This is a genomic window from Bradyrhizobium sp. SZCCHNRI20481 (assembly GCF_032485055.1).
In the GTDB taxonomy this organism is placed as follows: Bacteria; Pseudomonadota; Alphaproteobacteria; order Rhizobiales; family Xanthobacteraceae; genus Bradyrhizobium.
Genome location: NZ_JAUEUE010000011.1, coordinates 112,834 through 132,778, shown reverse-complemented (window position 1 = coordinate 132,778; position 19,945 = coordinate 112,834). Strand labels below are relative to the sequence as shown.

Below are 19,945 nucleotides of genomic sequence, written 5' to 3'. Positions count from 1 at the left end.
CAATGGCAAAACTCAGGATTACAACGTTGCCGGATGACAAGCCCGTTAAGGTCTCCGTCGAGCTGCCTGCCGCGGTGCACCGAGATCTCCTGGCTTATTCGGAGCTGGTGTCGCATCAATCGGGGCAGCCGGCCAGTGATCTGGGAAAACTCGTGACCGCGATGGTCGCGCGCTTCATGGCGACAGACCGGGCCTTCGCGAAACTGCGGAAAAATCGCGAATAACATGACAAGCGAGGATCAGGCCATCATGATCCGTCGTCTGCCGAGGAACGGGCCACTAATGGAGACGCATCTTGGTCATCCAAGTTACGGAGGAGCGCCACACGCCGCAACGTCGTCCAAAAGCATCTCTCATGACAATGCTCGCGACGCGCTCAAGCATGAGATGTGGGTGGCCTTCTAGCCAATTCCATGCCGTTTGAACGGTTACCAGGGCGATTTGCTGGTCGGATTTGGCGCTCAAAAGAAGCTTGACGACACGCATTGCGAAGTCAGGTCGAGCCGCGCCGGCGCGCGGCGCCAGGTTTTGCGGTGGTCGCCTCATAAGTCCAGTCATTGGCCAGTCAAACCGCCAGAGCCACTGAAGAGAGTTCGTCGCACATCAGTGGCATGCAAGAAACAACGCAAGACTCAGTCATGACAATCAACGAATCAGCAGGACGATCGGCTGCATTTTCACAGATCGCATCGACTATCGCCTTTACCCTGCTGGTAGACGACATCGGCTTGGTTGAAGCGTCATTTTTTCGGACGTGTGGAATGCGTGGCGGTCCACCGGCCAGACCGAGCTTGAGGCGGCCCATGACCATGTCCGGTCGCGCTATGGAGGGCGTTTTAGTTCACCCGACCGATATCGACGCTGGGAGCGTGAACAGGAAGGTGGTGCCGCGGGGTTGGTTAGCCATCGCCCACAGTCTGCCGCCGTAAGATTCGACAATAGAGCGGCAGATGGACAGGCCGAGTCCGAATCCGCCCGACTTGGTCGTATAGAAAGCCTCGAAAACCTGCTCGGGCTCGGCCACCTGCAGCCCAGGCCCGGTGTCGCACACCGTCACGATGACACCGGCGCCCTCTACTGCAGTGCGGATCAGGACTTCCCTGGGGTCGTCTTCGACGCTGCCGATGGCCTCAACGGCATTGAGTATCAAGTTGAGCATCACTTGCTGCAACTGGATCCGATCGGTTGTGACAAGAGGGAGTTGCTCGGCAAAGCGGGCCTCGACCAGTGCCCTATGGCGGTTCGTCTCGCTGCGGGTCAGCTCGATGACTTCCCGCACGACCGTATTAACGTTGACCTGCGTCACACGGGGCGGCGCCTTCCGCACCATGTCGTGGATTCGATTTACAATGTCGTTAGCGCGCGCCGCGTCTTTCACGATGGCGGTGAAGGCTTTGCGGACCTCCTTTATGTCGGGAGGTGCACGGTCGAGCCAACGCATGCCGGCTTGGGCGTTGCCGATCGTCGCGGTGAGCGGTTGGCGCACCTCATGGGCGATCGAGGCGGTGAGGTGGCCCATCGTCGAGATACGATTGGCGCGCGCCAGGTCGGTCTGCGCTTCACGGTAGCGACGGTCGCTTTCGATCGCCTCGGCCTCTGCGCGCTTGTATTCGCTAAGGTCGAGCACAAAGGCCGTGCCCTGCTCCTGGTTACCCTCAAGCAACGCAACGCCCATTAGCACCGGAACTCGCGTCCCACCCTTATGCAAGAACTCCTTCTCGAAGGGTGGGGTGGTGCCGATCCTTCGGAGCTCTGGTACCCACAACTCCTGATCGCGCGTGAGCCATTCGGAAGGCGTGATGTCGGTCCAGCGCAGCGAACCGGAGGCGAGATCGGTGCGATCACGCCCGACGATGCGTAGAAACTCATTGTTGGCATCGAGGATCCGGCCTTCGAAATCCCAAAAGAAGACGCCGATGATGTTGGCGTCCACCAGGCTTCTGATCCGCGCCTCACGTTGTTCGAGGTCGCGATAGAGCTGCGTGTTCTCCAGCGAGATCGCGGCCTGCGAGGCGATCAGCTTTAGGACCGCAATCCGCGCGGCCACGAAGGCCCGCGGCGCGAGGTTGTTCTCCAGATACAGCGCGCCGATGAGCTTACCCTGATTGATCAAGGGCACGCACAGCGCCGAGCGCAGCCTGTGCTCGCGGACATAGGCGTCCCCGGCGAAGGGAGCCTCCAGCGCAGCGTCGCTCAGGATAACGGCGTCATGGGTACGCAGGACATATTGAAGCACCGACTGCGGCAGCGCGGCGGGGTCGACGGACTCGTCCGGCAGGTCCACGCGGATGACGGGGCCGGCGACCGCCGCCCGCGCCGCGATTCGCGGCTCGGCGGCGCGGGCGAGGATGAGCAGGCCGCGCTCGGCACCGGCCTGCTCGAGCGCGGTTCGCATCAGCGTGTCGAGGAGTTTCTCTAGCACCATTTCGCCGGCGATCGACTGCAACACCTTCATCACGGTGGCGAGGTCGAGGTGCTCGACCGGTGTCCCGATCGTGTTGGAGGAGGCGGAAGCGGTTTCAAGGGGGCGAAAATGCGGATTGGTCTCGTCGAGTTGGCGCACCTTGCCGTCTGCTCCCCAGAGGGCGTAGCAGCGACGAGCATTGCGCAGGTAGAGATCGGCGATCTCCTCATATCCCCGCGCGCGATAGAATCGGGCGGCAAGCTCGTATGCGAGACCCTCGTAATGGGGAAATCCGTTGACCCGTGCGGAGCGGACGGCCACCTCGTAAAAGCGCATCGCATCGGTATCGTGGCCGTCCAGGCGGGCGATCTCGGCGCGGAGAAGGGCGTGTTTGTCGGCGAAGGTCGACGGACAGCTTTCCGCCCACGTTGCCAAACGACCGCAATGGCCAAGGAGACGTGCGCGCCTGACATCGGCTCCCACGTCCGGCAGCTCTGGTTCTAGGCACGCCAAGGTCAATCCCGCGTAGAGCTCATAGTCGAGCAGCTGGATGTGCCCCGGAGAGGCCCACAGTAGAGGCGCAGCGCGCTCGAAGCAGTCATGCGCGACCGCTAGGTCGCCCGCCAGAAATCTGGCCTGCCCCTTGATAATCCAGTACCAGCAGATCATGATCGTCGCGCGGTCGGATGTCAGCGAGCGTTCGTATTCGCTCTCGTCGAAATCTCCGGCGCCGAAGCTCCCAAAGCTCTCTGTGAGGCCGCGCATCGTGAGCATGAAGCGCCGCTGCGCGGTGATCACATCCACCACGTCACGGTAGCCGGCACGCCGAGCGAAGGCGAGGCTGCGCTCTGATTCCGTCCAAACCTCCTCCAGCCGGTCCCCGCGGAGCAGGAGATTGGAGACGATGTGGTTGCAACAATAACAGGCCACGGGGATGTCGCCGGACTTCACGCCGCTCTCGAAAGCCGCCCTTATCGCCTCCACGGCGGTGGAGACCGGCTGGGTCCAGAGGCTTACGAGTTCGAGTGCCCAGAGAGCCATCGCCTCGTTCGCTGCCAGGCCGTGCCGAGCGACCAGCGCGCGCGCCAACTGCGCGAAGCGATAACCCTCCTCGTAGCGCCCATAGACGTGCCCGAGCATGATGCCGAACGCCGCGAAGCCTGGCGCGGAGGCTCCCGTCACGCCGTGATCCAGTGCGAGCACCACCATGTGACAGAGCTGGAGTACCGAGAGTGTCGAATCGGTCCACATGGCCGGGCCGCACATCGTCGCTAGTATCGTCATCGCCGCTTCCGCGTTCGGATCCGTCAGCCTCGGCAACGAGACCAGCGACTCGATCCGACGGCCGTCGAGCTTGTGCAGGACCTGCGCATAGGCCGCGTCCATCTCCGCGCGCGGGGGATGGGGCGAGAGCTCGATGTCAAACAGACGAAGGCACTCTATGGCAGTGTCGATCGCCTCCACATGTTCCGACCTCATCACCTGAAGGTCGATCCTGATGCGATATGCGGCCGCCTTGTCGATCTTTGATCCAGCCTGAGTTAGCAACTCGGCGATACGCCGCTCGGCCTCGTCGAAGTCACCGCTCAGATATTCGCATTCGGCCCGTTCCAGCCACAGGGTGGAAGCGAGCTCTCGTCGAAACTTCCATGCCTCGTCCCCGAGCAGCGCCATGCCAAAACGCAGATAGGCGCAGGCCGAGACATAGGCAGTCGACGTCTTGGCGCGCCGGGCGGCGATCAAATTCAGCTCAGCAAGCCGTGCCCGCTCGTCGTCTTCCTCGATCAATGCCGAGCCACGATTCAACTGGTTCACGATCTCGAATATCGTCTCCTGCCGCTGTTCCGGCGTCGTCCGGTCGACTAGGAGGCGGCCTATCCTAAGATGGATTGGCGCCCTCGCATTTTCCGGTATCAGCGAGTAACTGGCTTCATATATCCGGTCATGGACAAAGGCGTAGGCGTCTTTGCGCCGTTCCACAAGTTCGAGCCGAACCGCTTCCCACAGATCCGCCTCGACCTGGGCTCGGGACACGCCGAAGGCGGTCGCGAGTAGGGACAGGTCGGCCACGTTGCCGACGCAAGCCAGATTCTGCACCGCTCGCCGTGTCTTCTCCGGCAGACGGGCGAGCTTGCCGATCATGAGGTGCACGATGTTATCAGTGAAGCCCTTGGCGGTAATACGGCTGAAGTCCCATGACCACCGGCCGGTCACGTGGTCGACATACAGCATTCCCTCGTCGGCGAGCGCGGAGATAAACTGAATCGCGAAGAATGGGTTGCCGCCGGTCTTGTCCAATACCAGTTGGGCTAGGGGGGCGACTGCGATCGGTGCACAGTGCAGCGTGTCGGCGATCAACTGCGCAATGTGTTCCCGCCCCAGCGGCGCGAGCGTGATCTCCTGCACCTTCACGCCGGTCGCCTTGATGATGAAGAGCTTGCGCACCAGTGGGTGAGCGGTGTCGACCTCGTTGTCGCGATAGGCGCCGATCAGGATCAAGTGGCGAAGATCCGATCGGGTCAGCACGTCCTCGATCAGGTCGAGGGTCGCGGCGTCGAGCCACTGAAGGTCGTCTAGGAAAAGTGCCAACGGGTGCTCGGGGCGTGCGAAAACACCGATGAAGTTCCTGAACACCCGCTGGAATCTCGCCTGCGCCTGCTGCGGCGGCATTTCCGGCACGTCGGGCTGATCGCCGATGATAAGCCGGAGGTCGGGCACGAGATCCACCATCAGTTGGCCGTTCTGCTCGAACGCCTCAAGGAAGGAGCGGCGCCAGCGGGCCAGTTCCGCATCAGTCTTGCCAAGCAGTGGTCGCACTAGTCCCTGCAAAGCCTGCGCCAGGGTCGAGTAGGGGATGTCGCGCTTGTACTGATCGAATTTGCCGGCCGCGAACAAGCCCCGTGGCGGCACCAGTAGCTTGTGCAACTCGTTGATGACCGAAGACTTGCCGATGCCAGAATAGCCCGAGACCAGCACCAACTCCGGCTCGCCACAGCCGACCACGCGGTCGAAGGCTAACATCAGGGCCTCGACCTCTCGGTCCCGGCCGTAAAGGCGCTCGGGGATGAGCAGGCGGTCCGGTGTGTCTTCACGGGCGAGCGGGAAATCGCGGATATGGCCCCCGGCTTCCCATTCGTGGAGGCAGCGCCGAAGGTCGCGCTCGACGCCGCTGGCGGTCTGATAGCGCTCCTCCGCGATCTTGGCGAGCAGCTTTAAAATGATCGCGGAGATCGCGCTGGGAAGGCTCTCGAGCCGCTCGATTGGCGGCGTCGGCTTGCGGGCGATGTGGCAGTGGACCCATTCCATGGGGTCATGGGCGAAGAAGGGAAGCGAACCGGTTGCCATCTGGTAGAGCGTCACGCCGAGCGCGTAGAGATCGCTGCGGGAATCGATCGAACGGTTCATGCGCCCTGTCTGCTCAGGCGCCATGTAGGGAAGCGTGCCGGCGATGGTCTCGGGCGGCTCGGGAAACTGCCGTTCGCGTGGCAGCCGCGAGGTTATGCCGAAGCCAGTGAGTCTCACCTGCCCGGACGGAATATCGACGACGATGTTCGCGGGCTTGAGATCCTTGTGGACGAGGCCGCGCCGATGGATCACACCGACTGCCGCGCAGATTGCTATGGCGATGCGCAGCATGATGCCGACCTCGATCGGCTCGCCCAGCAACTGGCTGAGCGGCTCGCCGTTAAAATCCTCGAGCAGCAGCAGAGTCTTGTTGCCGTCTCGTTCCAACGCAAGTGGCACGAGGACGGGCGCATCTTTCAATACATCGCGCAAGCCATATTCATGAGCGAAGCGATCGAGGAGTGCTGGCGGCGCTCGATCATCTGCGGCACGTACCACCAGCACAGGCCTCTGCCTGCGCTCGTCCCCGTTTAGCTGCCCACGGGAAAATACCCTTTCTCCATCCTCCCAAAGCGGTTGCAACTCACCGCCCTGCTGCGTCGAGGATCCCAAAAAAGGGACGGACTGGCTCAACTTATCATACTCCCCGGCCACCGGCCAGCGACGTCTGGCGCCGAGCCGCCGGCCGTGAGAGCTGCGTCCTGCGCCATCGACGGAACCGCACCTTCTGACTGCGGAGGTTGCAATAGAGCACCGGAAAGCTCGCTTTCGGTACTTAGCGCTTGTTAAAATTTGTAAACTTGCAGACGTACTGTACGTTATCTCGTCTGAGAAGTTAACGCAAACTCACATCGAGTAGATCATATTTGAGATAAGTAACCTCGCAGGAGCGACATTCCGCTTCATTGACTCCGCCCTGGGCCGATCTAGTGACGTTGTCCATCAACGAGCTTGCATCCTAACCCGATGTGCAGTCATGACTTGCGCCAAACGCTGATCTCCGCTTGTTAAAATGCGCGGCTCGCGCGGAGCACCAGGGCGAGTTCGTCTTCGCGTGAGATATTATTCTGCCAATCTGCCGAGCAAAATACGTTTGGCCTGGCGGTCGGGGCTGGACTTCACAAGGCCATTTCCAGGACCGCGATCCTTCTGCCTGTAGCCGAAGGAAATATCGCAAGTCAATGGGGCTTCCGGGAAAGTCGCCGACAAGATCACTGGTGACGATCACGGTTCCATCCACCTTTTCGATCTTTATCAGCTCGCCAGAGGCTGGATATCCCGGTTGAGCCATGGGTTTGTGACGCCATCTCCATGGTTATGGTGATGCATGGCGTCCCACAATGTTTGCATCGACCCGTCGTGAAAGTAAGGCCTGTGAAAAGGACGTTCCGCAGGTTGGGCGTCTTAAAGACGGCAATTTCTCTCTGCCTATTCGTGACGAGAAAACGCCCCAAGATCGACATCTCGCCCTCGATCGCCGCTATGTCGAGATCCAACTGCTGGCCCTGCACCAGTTCACGCTTCGCCTGCTGTGCCAGAGGGCCAACGTGATGCTGGAGAATCCAATCCCGATGTGATGGAACTTATTGTCGGAGAGAAACGTGACGTCCCGCTCATTCTCCGTCGGTGCATAGCAGAGATTGCAGCGCGCCTTGGTATTGATCAGATCCCAGCCGCGCTCGGCCGCGTCACTGATGGCGTTCGCATCTCCAGCGACGAAATTATCGAACGGTGAATCGAAGGAAATCAGCGCGCGTCCGTAGCTCGCTATCGCGCGCAGCATTTCCTTCTCGTTTACCTCGCGGCCAGAGCCGTCCATGAATTGCGCTTGGTAGTCCTTGTCGCCGGCGATCCTGGATGCAGCATCGGCGACGCTGGATGAGCCCTGTTCGAACGGGTTGGTGATCGAGAGGGCAGCCTGCTGCTCCAGCGTATGAACACGGCCTTCCCGGAGCTGGGTCGTGTAATAGAACGCGTTGAGCGCCGTCGGGGCGTTGCGTTGACCGACGCGGCCGTAAATACTAACAGACTTCGACCGCCCATCAATGAAAGCGCGTGCCGGATCGTGACTGTGGCGCAAGGCACGATCCCGCCGCCCAAAAGCCGGCTGTCAAAGAACGGCTTCTGCCCCCGCTTCATCACTACAACCTGTTCGTGTTCATGGAAGTGAACCGACCCTGGCGCAAAGTCAAGGTCACCGAGCGCCGCGCCGCCACCGACTTCGCCAGTGCATACGCGAACTCGTCGACGTGCACTATCCCAGGGCCGGTCGCATTCGCGTCGTGCTCGACAATCTGTCAACCCATACGGCCGGCGCGCTCTATCAGGCGTTCCCGGCCGACCAGGCGCGTCGCTTGCTGCGAGGCCTGGAATTCCATCACACCCCGAAGCATGCCAGCTGGCTCAACATGGTCGAGATCGGCGCTCTCGAGCAGCAATGTCTCGATCGTCGCATCGACAGCTACGCCAAGCTCGTCCAAGAGACCCCGGCGTGGGAGAGACGTCGAAACACCGCGCGCGCCCAAATCAATTGGATGTTCACCACCGAACAGGCGCGCACCAAATTAGGCCGTGCCTATCCCAAAAAACCCGCCAAACCGGCGAAAAACGAAAGAGTCAAAACCTCTGTGTCGAGGTACTGGTCCTATCGCTTCGCGAAGCCTCACCGCCGACGCAAGGCGGCCGTCACTAGGGCTTACGGTACTTCCAAAGACCGCAAATCTTTACCTGAATTAACTCGTCTGCGCCACCCGGCAGCCTAAAGTGCGTACGTGCGAGAAGTTGCGGCCTTCATCGATAAAGCGCCTACAGAAGCGGACTGACATCACTTGCACTCTACGCAAAGGTCTTTCGTATCGGCCTATGAACAAGAGCCTCCTTTGCTCGGCGACCTGCTACGCGCTGCTGGGTATAGCGAATTGCTAGCGAAGGACAAGGTTGGTTTGGTGCGTCCACACACTAAAGAGGGAAGTCATGACTATCCATGTTCTGTTTGTTGTAACCAACGCAGCGGTGATCGGTCCGCACAATCGTAAAACAGGCTTCTTTTTCGCCGAGGTCGCGCATCCGTTCGATGTTCTTGACAAGGCAGGTATCGCCATCGAGTTCGCTTCCTTGAGAGGCGGATGGACACCATATGATGCCTACGACGAGAAAGATCGCGCGGAGAAGGTCTTCTTTGAAAGCAAGGCTTTTCGCCGCCTGAACCGCAGTCGCAAACTTGCGGACGTGGATGCTGCAGATTTTGATGCCATCTTCGTGCCAGGCGGTCTTGGACCAATGGTCGATATCCAGCGTAACCCTGTCGTTCAAAATACAGTTGTGCGCGCCTGGAGTACGGGAAAGTTTGTGACTGCCGTTTGTCACGGTCCGTGCGCGCTTCTCGGGGTCGACCTCGGCGATGGCAAGCCGTTCGTGAAAGGCAAAAAGCTCACCTCTTTCTCGAAGAAGGAAGAGTACGACTACGCGCGCAAAGACGTTCCCTACGAATTGGAAGATGCACTGCGTGCAGAGGGCGCCGAATATACGTCTGTAGCAAACTGGGAACCTCACGTCGTCGTCGATGGACGTCTGATCACTGGCCAGAATCCGGCGTCGGCCGGGCTACTTGCTGAGGAGCTTCTGGCTGCACTTAGAAAATAAGTGATTAGGCGGCCGAGCAACGCTGGGCAAAAGTCACTTTCCCACGGGCCAGCGAGGACATGCCGTCAAAATTACTGCTATCTTAGTCGCTTGTCCGGGCAAGAGCGATTGCGTACGCTAAAATAGCAGTCGTACGGCCTTGAGAGTTTTACCGAGACGGCACAGCGAGCGAAGCTTATCGAGCCTCGCAGCATTATCAAGCCTATTTGGCCGAGGTTTCGGTATTTGCCGAGCGTATGTCGATAACGGCGGAGGCGGTAGACGGAAGATGACTGGGTAATCGTCATCTTGGTTACGTGTTCCGCGTCCGATCCACGAATATCATCTTGAGAGAGCACCGCGACTGAACTGCTGCGAGCATCATGTCGACCTTGTGGCTTCAAAAAGTAAAATAGGCCCGCTGCTCTGCCGGGCCGAGCAGTCCGGAGGTGCCGTTGGCTTCATCAGCGATCACTTTCGCCTCCCAGAGCGCGCGGACTGGCGCAAAACTCTCATCGCGGAGCTCGACGAATATGTTGAGGAGAGATACGAAATCGGCATCATAATCCTTGATCGTCTGTCGAGGAGCGACTATTCCGCGACCGCAGGGTGGTGTGGCCCGTCTTGCAAAGCCGCTCGGCGATGTCGTCCGTAACCGTGAAGATTTCCGACGCCTGATCGTCCAGCAATAGGTGATAGCCGCGAAAGCGCGGCCCGGTCATATACCAATGATAGTTCCTGGTCTTGCAATGGCGGCAAAGATGTCCGTCAGGATCGTGTTGAAACGTGCTGTGCCACGCTAGCGAGTGTAACGCGCACCTCTTCGCTCGTTATCCTTCGCGCCGCGATCTCGATGGAGGCAATTGTCGACATCAAGTCGTTCGCAAACCGATGGGTTGGCTTTTCGAGAACGATAACTCCTCGTACGCTGTCCGGGATCGATCCGCCGACTGTCTAAACCGTCCCTCTCCAAAGGATCTTGCTGCGTGCTCGATGATGGCTCAGCACCCTTTACATTCCTTTACTGGATCTCAGGTCGATTACACCCGATTATTGCCAACAGACCCGACGTGTACCTACTGGAGGAGCCGCCATGCGACTTTCTTGCGCGACCGTCATCGCATTGACCATTGCAAGCGCGCATCCAGCGTTTGGGCAGTCCACGACATCGGCATTTGGACCGGCCGAAACGCCCGTTCGTCGCTGCATTTCGCCGACGCCCTTCGGCAGCGTGGACGCTTCAACGGTTCATTACCGCACGGCCGTGATCAGCGGCGTGAACGTGTTCTATCGCGAAGCCGGGCCAGTAGATGGACCCGTCGTGCTCCTTCTGCACGGCTTTCCGACATCCTCACACATGTTCCGCAACCTGATCCCGAATCTGGCCCACCGATACCGTGTCATCGCGCCGGATTACCCGGGCTTCGGGCAAAGCGATTCGCCGGATCGCAGCCGATTTTCCTATTCGTTTGCCAACTATGCCGAGATGATCGACGCGTTGCTAAACCAACTCGGAGCGAAGCGCTACGCCATGTACGTCATGGATTATGGCGCACCGGTCGGCTATCGCCTCGCCATCAAGCATCCAGCGCGTGTGACTGCCCTCATCATCCAGAACGGCAACGCCTACGAAGAGGGACTGCGGGAGGCCTGGGACCCCATCAAGGCGTATTGGAAGGAAGGGACGGAGGAGCGGAGGAATGCGATTTCGTCCCTCGTCTCTCTCTCCGCGACGAAATTCCTGTACACCGATGGTGTCCGCGATCCGACGCGCATCAGTCCTGATAACTGGCTCCACGACCAAGCGCTACTGGATCGTCCGGGCAACAAAGACATTCAGCTCGATCTGTTCTACGACCACCGGACCAACGTCCCGCTTTACGCTGCGTTCCAGGCCTTTTTCCGCGAATGGAAGCCGCCCGCTCTAATTGTCTGGGGGAAGAACGACAAGGTCTTCGCTGAAGTCGGCGCACACGCCTATCTGCGCGACTTGCCCGACGCCGAGTTGCACCTCCTCGACACCGGTCACTTCGCGCTCGAGGACCAACTCGACGTGATGGCGCCGCTGATCAACGATTTTCTCGACCGAATGAATGAACGACGCTGACGCATGCTTTCGCACGAACCAGACCATGGCCTACTTAGCTCAAGGAAGAATGAGTTATGTCCAAGGGAAAAATACAGATCCTGGTGTCGACAGCGACCCGGATCGACGTGCGCATAGGCACGAGTCGGACCGGTCCAACCGGCCATTACTTTAATGAACTGGTCGTGCCACCAGCCACGGTGGACATTGAGGGGTGTTCAGGGTCGTGTTTGCAACTCCAACTGGGCGCCAGCCCACCAGCGACGATGCGCCCGACTCGGCCATGTATTTCGTTAATACCACGAACGCGTATCAGCGCGCGAAGGCTCATCAACGGCGGGAATCCTGGTCTGATTATCTTTTCGCAAAATTGATCAACTCTGTGCGCAATGGCACCGTCGTTCCGTTATGACGGCCAGATCGTCGATCCAATCCAACATTCCAAACGCCGTCCTCACAACACGAGAGGAATCCCATGAACGATCGGGCATCTTTGTTGGCCTTCTCCGCTCTCGCATTAACATCGACCTCCTCGGTAGCCCAGCAACAGAAAACGACATCCGTCGTACTCGTGCATGGCGCGTTCGTCGATGGCTCAGGCTGGCAAGCGGTATACGATCTCCTCAGCAACGTCGGATACGAGGTACTGGTGGTCCAGAATCCGACTATCACGCTCGAGGGTGATGTCGCCGCCACGGAAGCCGTGATCGCAGCAGCCAAATACCCTGTCACGCTGGTTGGCCACTCGTATGGCGGCATGGTGATCACCCAGGCCGGCACCAATCCGAAGGTCAAGAGCCTGGCTTACGTCGCGGCGTTTGCGCCGGATGCTGGCGAATCTGCCGCATCGCTGAATGAATGGCCAGCAGAGCCCGGTGAGGCGAAGGCGCCCCTGCTGCCGCCGCAGGACGGGTACCTGCTGGTTGATCCCGTGAAGTTCCCGGCTTCCTTCGCCGCTGATTCCCCTGAGGCACTCACCAAATTCATGGCGGTCGCGCAGGTGCCATGGGGACTGAAGGCCGTCGAAGCCAAGATCACGAAAGTTGGCTGGAAGGCAAAGCCGAGCTCCTTCCTGATCCCGTCTCAGGACCGCATGATAACGCCGAGTTCACAAAGGAAGATGGCCCAGCGAAGCGGTGCGCGCACGGAAGAGATCAAGAGCAGCCACGCGGTCATGTTGTCTCATCCGCGCGAGGTCGCCGCGTTCATCGAGTCTGCCGATCGATGATCGACGCGATCAACTCACTCGAAACGGGGTACACTGGTTCGTGGAGGTCACGCGATGATTATAGCCGTAAAGGATCGCCGCAGTCCTGACCGCGCGTCCCAAAAAGGTGCAAGGACTCTGGTTGTTGCTCGACGAGATGGCTGCCCAATGCAGGGCGGAGCCAGGCAATATGCGCTGAGACGCGCCCCGTGATAGGCGAGGCTGAGGCTCTCCTCGACCAGCGCATTGATGTCAGCGGAGCGGCGCTCGCCTGTGCGGTCGCGCGGGTGCAGCAGCGTACTTTTGACGGTGAAGTCGGCTCGCCCACCATGCTAGACAGTTCCCGAGATTGTCCTTGAGAACAATCAATTCGTCGGCCTTCGAACGGATTATCTTCTGCGACGATGATCGGCTTCAAGAGATCATTAAAATCGTCCGTCAGTTCAACGGCCAACGCCGTAAAGTTGTTGACGAAATTGAGCGTATTTTGATTTGGTGGGCGACGCCCGCGGTGAGCTGACCAAGAGAAGCAAGATGGTCGGTCGAGAAGGCATTGTCGGGTACGCTGGAATATTCAGCTCGGGGACCGTCTTGCCCACTCGCTCGCGCGCAAGTCATCCCGACGGCCAACAACAAGCCAAAAGAACGCACCTTGATCGGATGCAGCATTGTCAGCCCTCCACATCCCCGCCAAGAAATCGGGCACTCAGCCAGCGCTTCGGGGGCGCCGAAGCTGTTCGAGAGCTTGTTGGAAAGTCTGCTTCACGGGGGCGAGCGCCTGGACGAACTCAAGCTGCTCGCCTTCCGGCCCTTTGCAGTAGATCGGCGACCAGCCATTCGATTTGCCTCAAGCAATCTTGTTGGCATCGGCGCTCGGGGGCGCGGCCTTGCGCTGATCTTCCGTTTGCACCGAAACAACGCGGTTCGCTTTGACCAGAGTCATGCCGCCGCGGGCCCATAGGGCCTCGAGATCGTTGATGAAATTTGAAAAATTCACATCATCGTGGATGTAGTAGCAGATATGCATGGGTCGTGGGTAAGCGGGGCTCATATGGTCGCGTGGCTCCGCCCAGCTGTTTCCGCGTCCCATCGGCTGGTCCGCTTTGCGATGCTGAAAGAGCTCGATCACAAAAATGTCGAACTGAACGAAGCGGAGGTCCAGCCGCTGCGTGCCGCCCGTTAAGTCGGGCAGGCCGATCGAACGTGGATCGACCTTGAGCTCTCGCACTACGATGTCCTGGTCGGTAATAAGCGTGTTATGGATCGGGAGGCCGTGAAGATCGCCATCCCGCATGACCTCGTTGCCGCCGAGAACCTGGGTATGTTATCCGGCGTGCAAATTTGACCCCCTAAGCTGGGGGATCGGCGTCCAAAATTGACCCCCCGATTGTTGGCCGTAGCAGGCTGCCCGCTTTGGGTTGAAGCGGGTGGTCAGGGGGATGCTGGTTGTGGAGACGATTGGGCGCATCAGGCGCGAGCACTTCGTCAAGGGCAAGACGATCAAGGAGATTGCCCGTGACCTCAAGGTCTTGCGGAACACCGTCCGCAAGGTGCTGCGGTCGGGCGAGACATCATTCGAGTACGAGCGGGTGGTGCAGCCCCGGCCGAAGCTTGGGCAATGGACGAACGAGCTCGAGCGATTGTTGTCGGCCAACGCGGCGAAGACGTCACGCGAACAGCTGACGCTGATCCGGATCTTCGAGGAGCTGCGCGGCCAAGGCTATGACGGCAGCTATGATGCGGTGCGGCGCTACGCCAGGCGCTGGGCCAAGGAACACGGTGAGGCCACGGCGGCGGCCTATGTGCCGTTGAGCTTTGCGCCGGGTGAGGCCTACCAGTTCGACTGGAGCCACGAGATCGTCCTGTTGAACGGGGTGACGGTGACCGTGAAGGTCGCCCATGTCCGGCTCTGTCACAGCCGGATGCTGTTCGTCCGCGCCTATCCGCGCGAGTCGCAGGAGATGGTGTTCGACGCTCACGACCGGGCGTTCGCCTTGTTCAAGGGCGCCTGCCGTCGCGGCATCTACGACAACATGAAGACCGCGGTCGAGACGGTGTTCGTCGGCAAGGACCGGCAATACAATCGCCGCTTCCTGCAGATGTGCAGCCATCATCTGGTCGAGCCGGTCGCCTGCACGCCCGCTTCCGGCTGGGAGAAGGGCCAGGTCGAGAACCAGGTCGGCCTGGTCCGCGAGCGCTTCTTCACGCCCCGGCTGCGGTTCAGGAGTTACGAGGAGCTGAACGCCTGGCTGCTCGACAAGTGTATCGCCTACGCCAAGGCGCATCGCCATCCCGAGTTGGCGGAGCAGACGATCTGGGAGGTGTTCGAGGCCGAACGCCCCAAGCTCGTCCCCTATGCCGGACAGTTCGATGGCTTCCATGCGGTGCCGGCCTCGGTCTCGAAGACCTGCCTGGTCCGCTTCGACAACAACAAGTACTCGGTGGCGGCGAGCGCCGTCGGCCGCCCGGTCGAGGTGCATGCCTATGCGGACCGTATCGTCATCCGCCAGGACGGCAGGATCGTCGCTGAGCACAGCCGCGCGTTCGGCCGAGGCGAGACGCTCTACGACCCCTGGCACTACGTCCCGGTGCTCGCCCGCAAGCCCGGAGCCCTGCGCAACGGTGCCCCCTTCAAGGACTGGGTGCTGCCGGCTGCGATGGAGCGCGTGCGGCGCAGGCTCGCCGGTGTCGACGATGGCGGCCGGCAGATGGTCGATATCCTCACCGCCGTGCTGACCGATGGCCTGCCGGCGGTCGAGGCTGCCTGCACCGAGGCGATCGCCGAGGGCGTCCACTCCGCCGACGTCATCCTCAACATCCTCGCGCGCCGGCGCGATCCGGAACCGCCTCCCACCATCTTCACGCCCGCCGCACTGACCCTTCGCCACGCCCCGGTCGCCGATTGCGCCCGTTACGACAACCTCAGGAGAACCGTCTGATGGAACGATCCGAACTCTTCGATCTCATGGCTGAGCTTGAGCTCCATGGCATGAAGGCTGCCTTCGACGAGATCATGGCCAACGCCGTCAAGCGCCAGCATGAACCCCAGCGCATCATCGGCGATCTGCTGACCGCCGAGATCAGCGAGAAGCAGGCCCGCTCGATCAAGTACCAGCTCACCATCGCCAAGCTGCCGCTGGCCAAGGATCTCGGCGACTTCCAGTTCGAGGGCACGCCGATCAACGCGGCTCTGGTGCGCGATCTCGCCGGTGGCAGCTTCCTTGCTCAGCAGCGTAACGCCGTCCTGATCGGCGGCACCGGGACCGGAAAGACGCATCTGGCCATCGCGATTGCCCGCAGCTGCATCCGTGCCGGTGCCCGCGGCCGCTTCTTCAACGTCGTCGACCTCGTCAACCGGCTGGAATCCGAGGCCCGCAGCGGCCGGCAGGGCCGGCTCGCCGACCACCTGACCCGCATGAACTTCGTCGTTCTCGACGAGCTCGGCTATCTGCCATTCGCCCAGTCCGGCGGCCAGCTGCTGTTCCACCTGATCAGCCGCCTCTACGAGCGCACCTCGGTGATCGTCACCACGAACCTGTCATTCGGCGAATGGCCGACCGTCTTCACCGATGCCAAGATGACGACTGCGTTGCTGGACCGCCTGACCCACCACTGCGACATCATCGAAACCGGTAATGACAGCTGGCGCTTCAAGAGCCGCGACGACGATCACATCCCAACCCGCGCTCGCGGCGTCTCCGCAACCCCGACCAGCTCCGACGCCGCGAGCGCTACCGCCAGGACTCGTGGCCCGAGGGGGTCAAAATTGGACGCCGATCCGGGGTCAATTTTGAACGCCGGTTGACACCTGGGTATAAGCCTCGAAGGCCCGGTCCATATTCTGGACCGTAGGTCCGTTCCTTAGCAAGGAAAGCGATGAACAGGGCGGCGCCCCTAGCAAACAGCTTGACCACGATGCGGACCCGAGCCAATCGAGCCGATTGGCCTGATCGAGCCCCGCATAGAGCACCTACAATGAAGAGCCGAACAACAGCGCAGCTGAACGTCACGCCGCCGAGGCGTGAACTTGATCGATTTGCCGCCACCTGTTTCCACGCCAAAGAGTGCCATGACGGACTTCTTGGCGATTGAGGGAGGCGGCGCTGTGTGAACATCGGATCTGGGTTGTCATGAACCAACTCACGGCTCGGGACTTGATTCACGCGTCCGTTATGGCGGCAGCCTGCGCTGGCGCCTACCTACTGACGACTGAATTGCTCGGCGGCTTTATCGATCGGAGCGATACCCTCCTTGGTGGAGTGGGCCGCTGTCGCAACACTGTTCGTCCTCCGCGAGACGCGCCAGGGGAGCCTTTCATCCGGAATTTCGCGGTTGGCCGCGACTTTCGTGAGCTTCGTTCTATGCTTCATCTACATTGCCCTGTCTCCTGTCAATGCGGCGGGCATAGGCCTCGTGATCGGCCTAGGCGCCATTGTGATGATGGTGCTGGGACGGCACGAGGATATGGTGACGATCGGGATCACGACGACGGTTGTGCTGGTCGTCGCTGCCATCGATCCGAAGCATGCGCTGGCGCAGCCATCGCTCCGTCTGCTCGACACCGTGGTTGGGATCAGGGTCGGCACGCTGGCGAAAGGGCCGTGGCCCAAGCTGACATCGTCCCGGCTTCCGACGACGCGTCCCATTCGAAAGAGAGGCAGGCCGGCGCATGACAGACGCCGACCGGATGGGCGCCCTGCCGATCGCAAGAAGCGCGTGGTGCGCACGCTCCTACCGGAAAAGGAAGTGCCGATACTCATCGTCGACACCTGTGACGGTTATCCCGAAGCAAGCCACCCACGCGATCAGCGCTTAGTGCGGTCGGCACGATTTATCCACGCCCAGCGCTTTTACATCTTTAAACTCGCTTTATCGCGACCAGACGCTTCTACTGGTCGCATAACCGCGGCCGGACTGGAAGATATGACCGTCAGAGCGAACGTTTCAACGCAAGACGAACTGCAAGCGATGCTCCCGACGATCGATCTCGTATACCGCATCCACTCTCGCTATGACGTGTGCACAGCGGTGCGCGGCCGCAAGTTTATAGCTACGTGACCGAGCAAAGTTATCGATGATCTCGTATCGACAAAACCAAGACCTCCCACCAAATGAAGGAATGCAGCAATGAAGTCGTATAAAGGCGTTTTGAGCCTGAGCCTCCTAACAGCTATGGTCGCGATCAGCCAACAAGTCTTGGCTGCCGAACCAAAAGCCAAGACCGCCGTCCTTGTGCATGGTGCGTTCGCGGACGGGTCGAGCTGGGAGAAAGTCATTCCTTATCTCGAGAAGGCCGGGCTTAAGGTCATTGCAGTCCAGAACCCGCTGGACTCGCTAGACAACGACGTCGCCGCGACCAAGCGGGCCATCCGGAATGCCGAAGGTCCTGTCGTCCTCGTCGCCCATTCCTGGGGTGGTGCCGTCATAACTGAAGCGGGAAATGACGAAAAGGTCAAATCGCTCGTGTATGTGGCGGCATACGCGCCCGATAAGGGTGAATCGGTGAAAAGCGCCACCTCGAAATATCCGGATCCCGAGAGCCTCAAGGCCTTCGTCAAGGATCCGGACGGTTATCTCAAGATCAGCGATGAAGGCATCAGGAAGTATTTCGCGGCCGACCTTCCGCCCAAGGAACAGGCTGTCGTAGCGGCGACGCAGGGACCCTTCCACATCAGGACACTCACCGCTCCGATGAGCCAGGCTGCCTGGCGGGAGAAGCCGACCTTCATGGTCGTCGCAACGAGGGATGCGATCATTCCGCCGCAAATGGAGCGCGACCAGGTGAAGGCGGCCAAGGCCACGGCAGTCGAGGTGCCCTCGAGCCACGTCGCGATGCTGGCCTTCCCGAAAGAAGTCTCCGAGCTGATCATCAAGGCGGCGGAGTAGCGCTGCCGCAGGCGATATTGCCGACCGCCACATTGGTCGGCATGTCCTGAAACAACGGTCAACAGGAAGGAGTCATTATGGCCATAAAGACGATCGTTCTTATGCATGGAGCTTTTGCCGACTGTTCTTTCTGGGCAAAGGTCATTCCGCAGCTCACGAAACGTAGATTGAAAGCAATCGCCGTTCAAAACTGTTCCGCTAGCTGGTGGACGATGTTACGGCTGCCCACCGGGTGATTGGGATACAAAAAGGTCTGGTTCTCCGGGTCGGTCAAGGCTAGGGCGGCGCCGTCGATGCGGAATCGGATGTTGGTATGCGGGCTGGAATTATTTTCGTCTCCTGACATTCATGCGGCGAGCCGCGGCGGAATGTGAAGAAAAGTGACGATCGGGGCGGTCCGAGGGAGGAGCTCCGGCGGCTTGCGCCCCGACCTACGCATGGCGCGCCGCTATCCGTATGGCATTTAGCATTGGAAAGACGTGGGCTTATCGGCCAGACCTTTTGAAAGCCAAAGTCGTCAGGCATTCCGAACTTGTAGCGAGGGTAGAACCACACCAGACGGAGCTCAACTTAATCGGCGTAACGGTGCGTAGAATCTCGTGGGGCGTGAATTTATCCGGTGTGAGACGCCGGCATAATACGCACTTTTTGTCGATCGGCAGCGGCGAGTCGGCGGCCACAAGCTCTCGCTTTCCCAGCTCAAGCCAAAATTCGGCGGAAATTTTGGGTCCTGAGGGCTGCATGATCTTCGAGGATGCGTCCCGGTTTGCTGGCCCCGGGAATGCCGGCGGCTGAAGCCGGGTGCGCCAGCGAGAAGTGCAGCGCCGCTGCCTTGATCGGTATGTCATATTCTGCGCAGAGTGCGGAGATCTGCTCGACCTTGACGGCAATTGCTGGTGGCACAGCCCCGTATTCAGACTGACGCCGGCCTGTGAGTACGCCGGAGCTGTAGGGGCCCCCGATGGAGGGCAATCTCGTGATCGAGCAGCGTATACCGGTCTGCGAGCAAGGTGGCGTCCGGATCCGCTTCGCTAAGAGCAAGCAGAAGTTTCACAGGCTCGACCTTATTGACGCCGAGGCCCCAGCTCTTAATCACACCCTCGTCGCGCAGTTTCGACAAAGCGCGGAAAGCCGCCGTTCGAGCGGTTTCAAATAATGCGAGCCAGCGATCACCATAGAAGTCCTGGGCGATGTCGTGCACCCACACGAAGTCGATATGGTCGATCTTCATGCGTTTGAGGCTGTCCTCGATCGATTTCATGGTGCCATCGGCCGAATAGTCGGGGACGATCTTGTTGGGCCGACCATGTTTGAAGATCTTGCCCTTCTCGCCATGGTCACGGCCACTCGGATCTTCGACCTCGTCGAGTATCAACCGGCCAACCTTTGAGCTGAG

At 60.1% G+C, this 19,945-nt stretch carries 15 protein-coding genes and 2 pseudogenes; 10 read left to right on the top strand and 7 right to left on the bottom strand.

The annotated features are described in order from the left end of the window. Positions 1 to 2 precede the first annotated feature (2 nt). Positions 3 to 224 carry a DUF2274 domain-containing protein gene (locus QX132_RS19225; RefSeq protein ID WP_315750751.1) on the top strand — a complete coding sequence of 74 codons (222 nt, stop codon included), beginning with the start codon at positions 3 to 5 and terminating at the stop codon, positions 222 to 224. Positions 225 to 565: 341 nt separating this feature from the next. Here QX132_RS19225 and QX132_RS19220 read toward each other — a convergent pair whose 3' ends face one another. From QX132_RS19220 to QX132_RS19210, 3 genes are all read right to left on the bottom strand, one after another. Further along, positions 566 to 805, bottom strand: coding sequence for a hypothetical protein (locus tag QX132_RS19220; protein ID WP_315745072.1), 240 nt, complete (start codon positions 803 to 805; stop codon positions 566 to 568). 36 nt (positions 806 to 841) lie between these two features. Continuing rightward, positions 842 to 6,382: an AAA family ATPase gene (locus tag QX132_RS19215; protein WP_315773851.1), complete on the bottom strand. Its 5,541-nt coding sequence runs from the start codon at positions 6,380 to 6,382 to the stop codon at positions 842 to 844. Positions 6,383 to 7,229: 847 nt separating this feature from the next. Beyond that, on the bottom strand, positions 7,230 to 7,829 hold the full coding sequence (locus tag QX132_RS19210) for a cytochrome-c peroxidase (protein ID WP_316162389.1): 600 nt from the start codon (positions 7,827 to 7,829) through the stop codon (positions 7,230 to 7,232). Positions 7,830 to 7,894: 65 nt separating this feature from the next. Here QX132_RS19210 and QX132_RS19205 point away from each other — a divergent pair. Together QX132_RS19205 and QX132_RS19200 are read left to right on the top strand one after the other, a co-directional pair. Then, a pseudogene (locus tag QX132_RS19205) lies at positions 7,895 to 8,352 on the top strand (transposase); the annotation flags it as partial. Between the two features lie 370 nt (positions 8,353 to 8,722). Further along, positions 8,723 to 9,391: a type 1 glutamine amidotransferase domain-containing protein gene (locus QX132_RS19200; RefSeq protein WP_315750757.1), complete on the top strand. Its 669-nt coding sequence runs from the start codon at positions 8,723 to 8,725 to the stop codon at positions 9,389 to 9,391. Positions 9,392 to 9,930: 539 nt separating this feature from the next. Here the strand turns inward: QX132_RS19200 and QX132_RS33060 are convergent. Next, a pseudogene (locus QX132_RS33060) lies at positions 9,931 to 10,104 on the bottom strand (ferritin-like domain-containing protein); the annotation flags it as partial. 359 nt (positions 10,105 to 10,463) lie between these two features. Between QX132_RS33060 and QX132_RS19195 the strand changes: the two are divergent. From QX132_RS19195 to QX132_RS19185, 3 genes are all read left to right on the top strand, one after another. Next, positions 10,464 to 11,477 carry an alpha/beta fold hydrolase gene (locus QX132_RS19195; protein ID WP_315773850.1) on the top strand — a complete coding sequence of 338 codons (1,014 nt, stop codon included), beginning with the start codon at positions 10,464 to 10,466 and terminating at the stop codon, positions 11,475 to 11,477. A gap of 454 nt (positions 11,478 to 11,931) precedes the next feature. Continuing rightward, a complete protein-coding gene (locus QX132_RS19190; RefSeq protein ID WP_315744988.1) occupies positions 11,932 to 12,684 on the top strand; it encodes an alpha/beta hydrolase in 753 nt (250 codons plus the stop codon). Between the two features lie 334 nt (positions 12,685 to 13,018). Then, a complete protein-coding gene (locus tag QX132_RS19185; RefSeq protein ID WP_315744986.1) occupies positions 13,019 to 13,183 on the top strand; it encodes a hypothetical protein in 165 nt (54 codons plus the stop codon). Between the two features lie 327 nt (positions 13,184 to 13,510). Here the strand turns inward: QX132_RS19185 and QX132_RS19180 are convergent, their stop codons facing one another. Then, positions 13,511 to 13,957: a hypothetical protein gene (locus QX132_RS19180; protein ID WP_315764428.1), complete on the bottom strand. Its 447-nt coding sequence runs from the start codon at positions 13,955 to 13,957 to the stop codon at positions 13,511 to 13,513. 145 nt (positions 13,958 to 14,102) lie between these two features. Between QX132_RS19180 and istA the strand changes: the two genes are divergently transcribed. From istA to QX132_RS19160, 4 genes are all read left to right on the top strand, one after another. Continuing rightward, positions 14,103 to 15,602, top strand: a complete 1,500-nt coding sequence (istA, locus tag QX132_RS19175; RefSeq protein WP_409977817.1) for an IS21 family transposase — start codon at positions 14,103 to 14,105, stop codon at positions 15,600 to 15,602. Then, a complete protein-coding gene (istB, locus tag QX132_RS19170; RefSeq protein WP_316162385.1) occupies positions 15,602 to 16,468 on the top strand; it encodes an IS21-like element helper ATPase IstB in 867 nt (288 codons plus the stop codon). Before istA ends, istB begins: the two co-directional genes overlap by 1 nt. A 449-nt stretch (positions 16,469 to 16,917) precedes the next feature. Then, a complete protein-coding gene (locus QX132_RS19165) occupies positions 16,918 to 17,721 on the top strand; it encodes an FUSC family protein (RefSeq protein ID WP_315750880.1) in 804 nt (267 codons plus the stop codon). A 69-nt stretch (positions 17,722 to 17,790) separates the two neighbouring features. Continuing rightward, positions 17,791 to 18,549, top strand: a complete 759-nt coding sequence (locus QX132_RS19160; RefSeq protein ID WP_315744980.1) for an alpha/beta hydrolase — start codon at positions 17,791 to 17,793, stop codon at positions 18,547 to 18,549. Positions 18,550 to 19,248: 699 nt separating this feature from the next. Here the strand turns inward: QX132_RS19160 and QX132_RS19155 are convergent. Next, a complete protein-coding gene (locus QX132_RS19155; RefSeq protein WP_315769862.1) occupies positions 19,249 to 19,452 on the bottom strand; it encodes a hypothetical protein in 204 nt (67 codons plus the stop codon). A gap of 10 nt (positions 19,453 to 19,462) precedes the next feature. Next, entirely contained in the window at positions 19,463 to 19,924 is a 462-nt protein-coding gene (locus tag QX132_RS19150; protein ID WP_315750763.1) for an aldo/keto reductase, read from the bottom strand. Between the last annotated feature and the right edge of the window lie 21 nt (positions 19,925 to 19,945).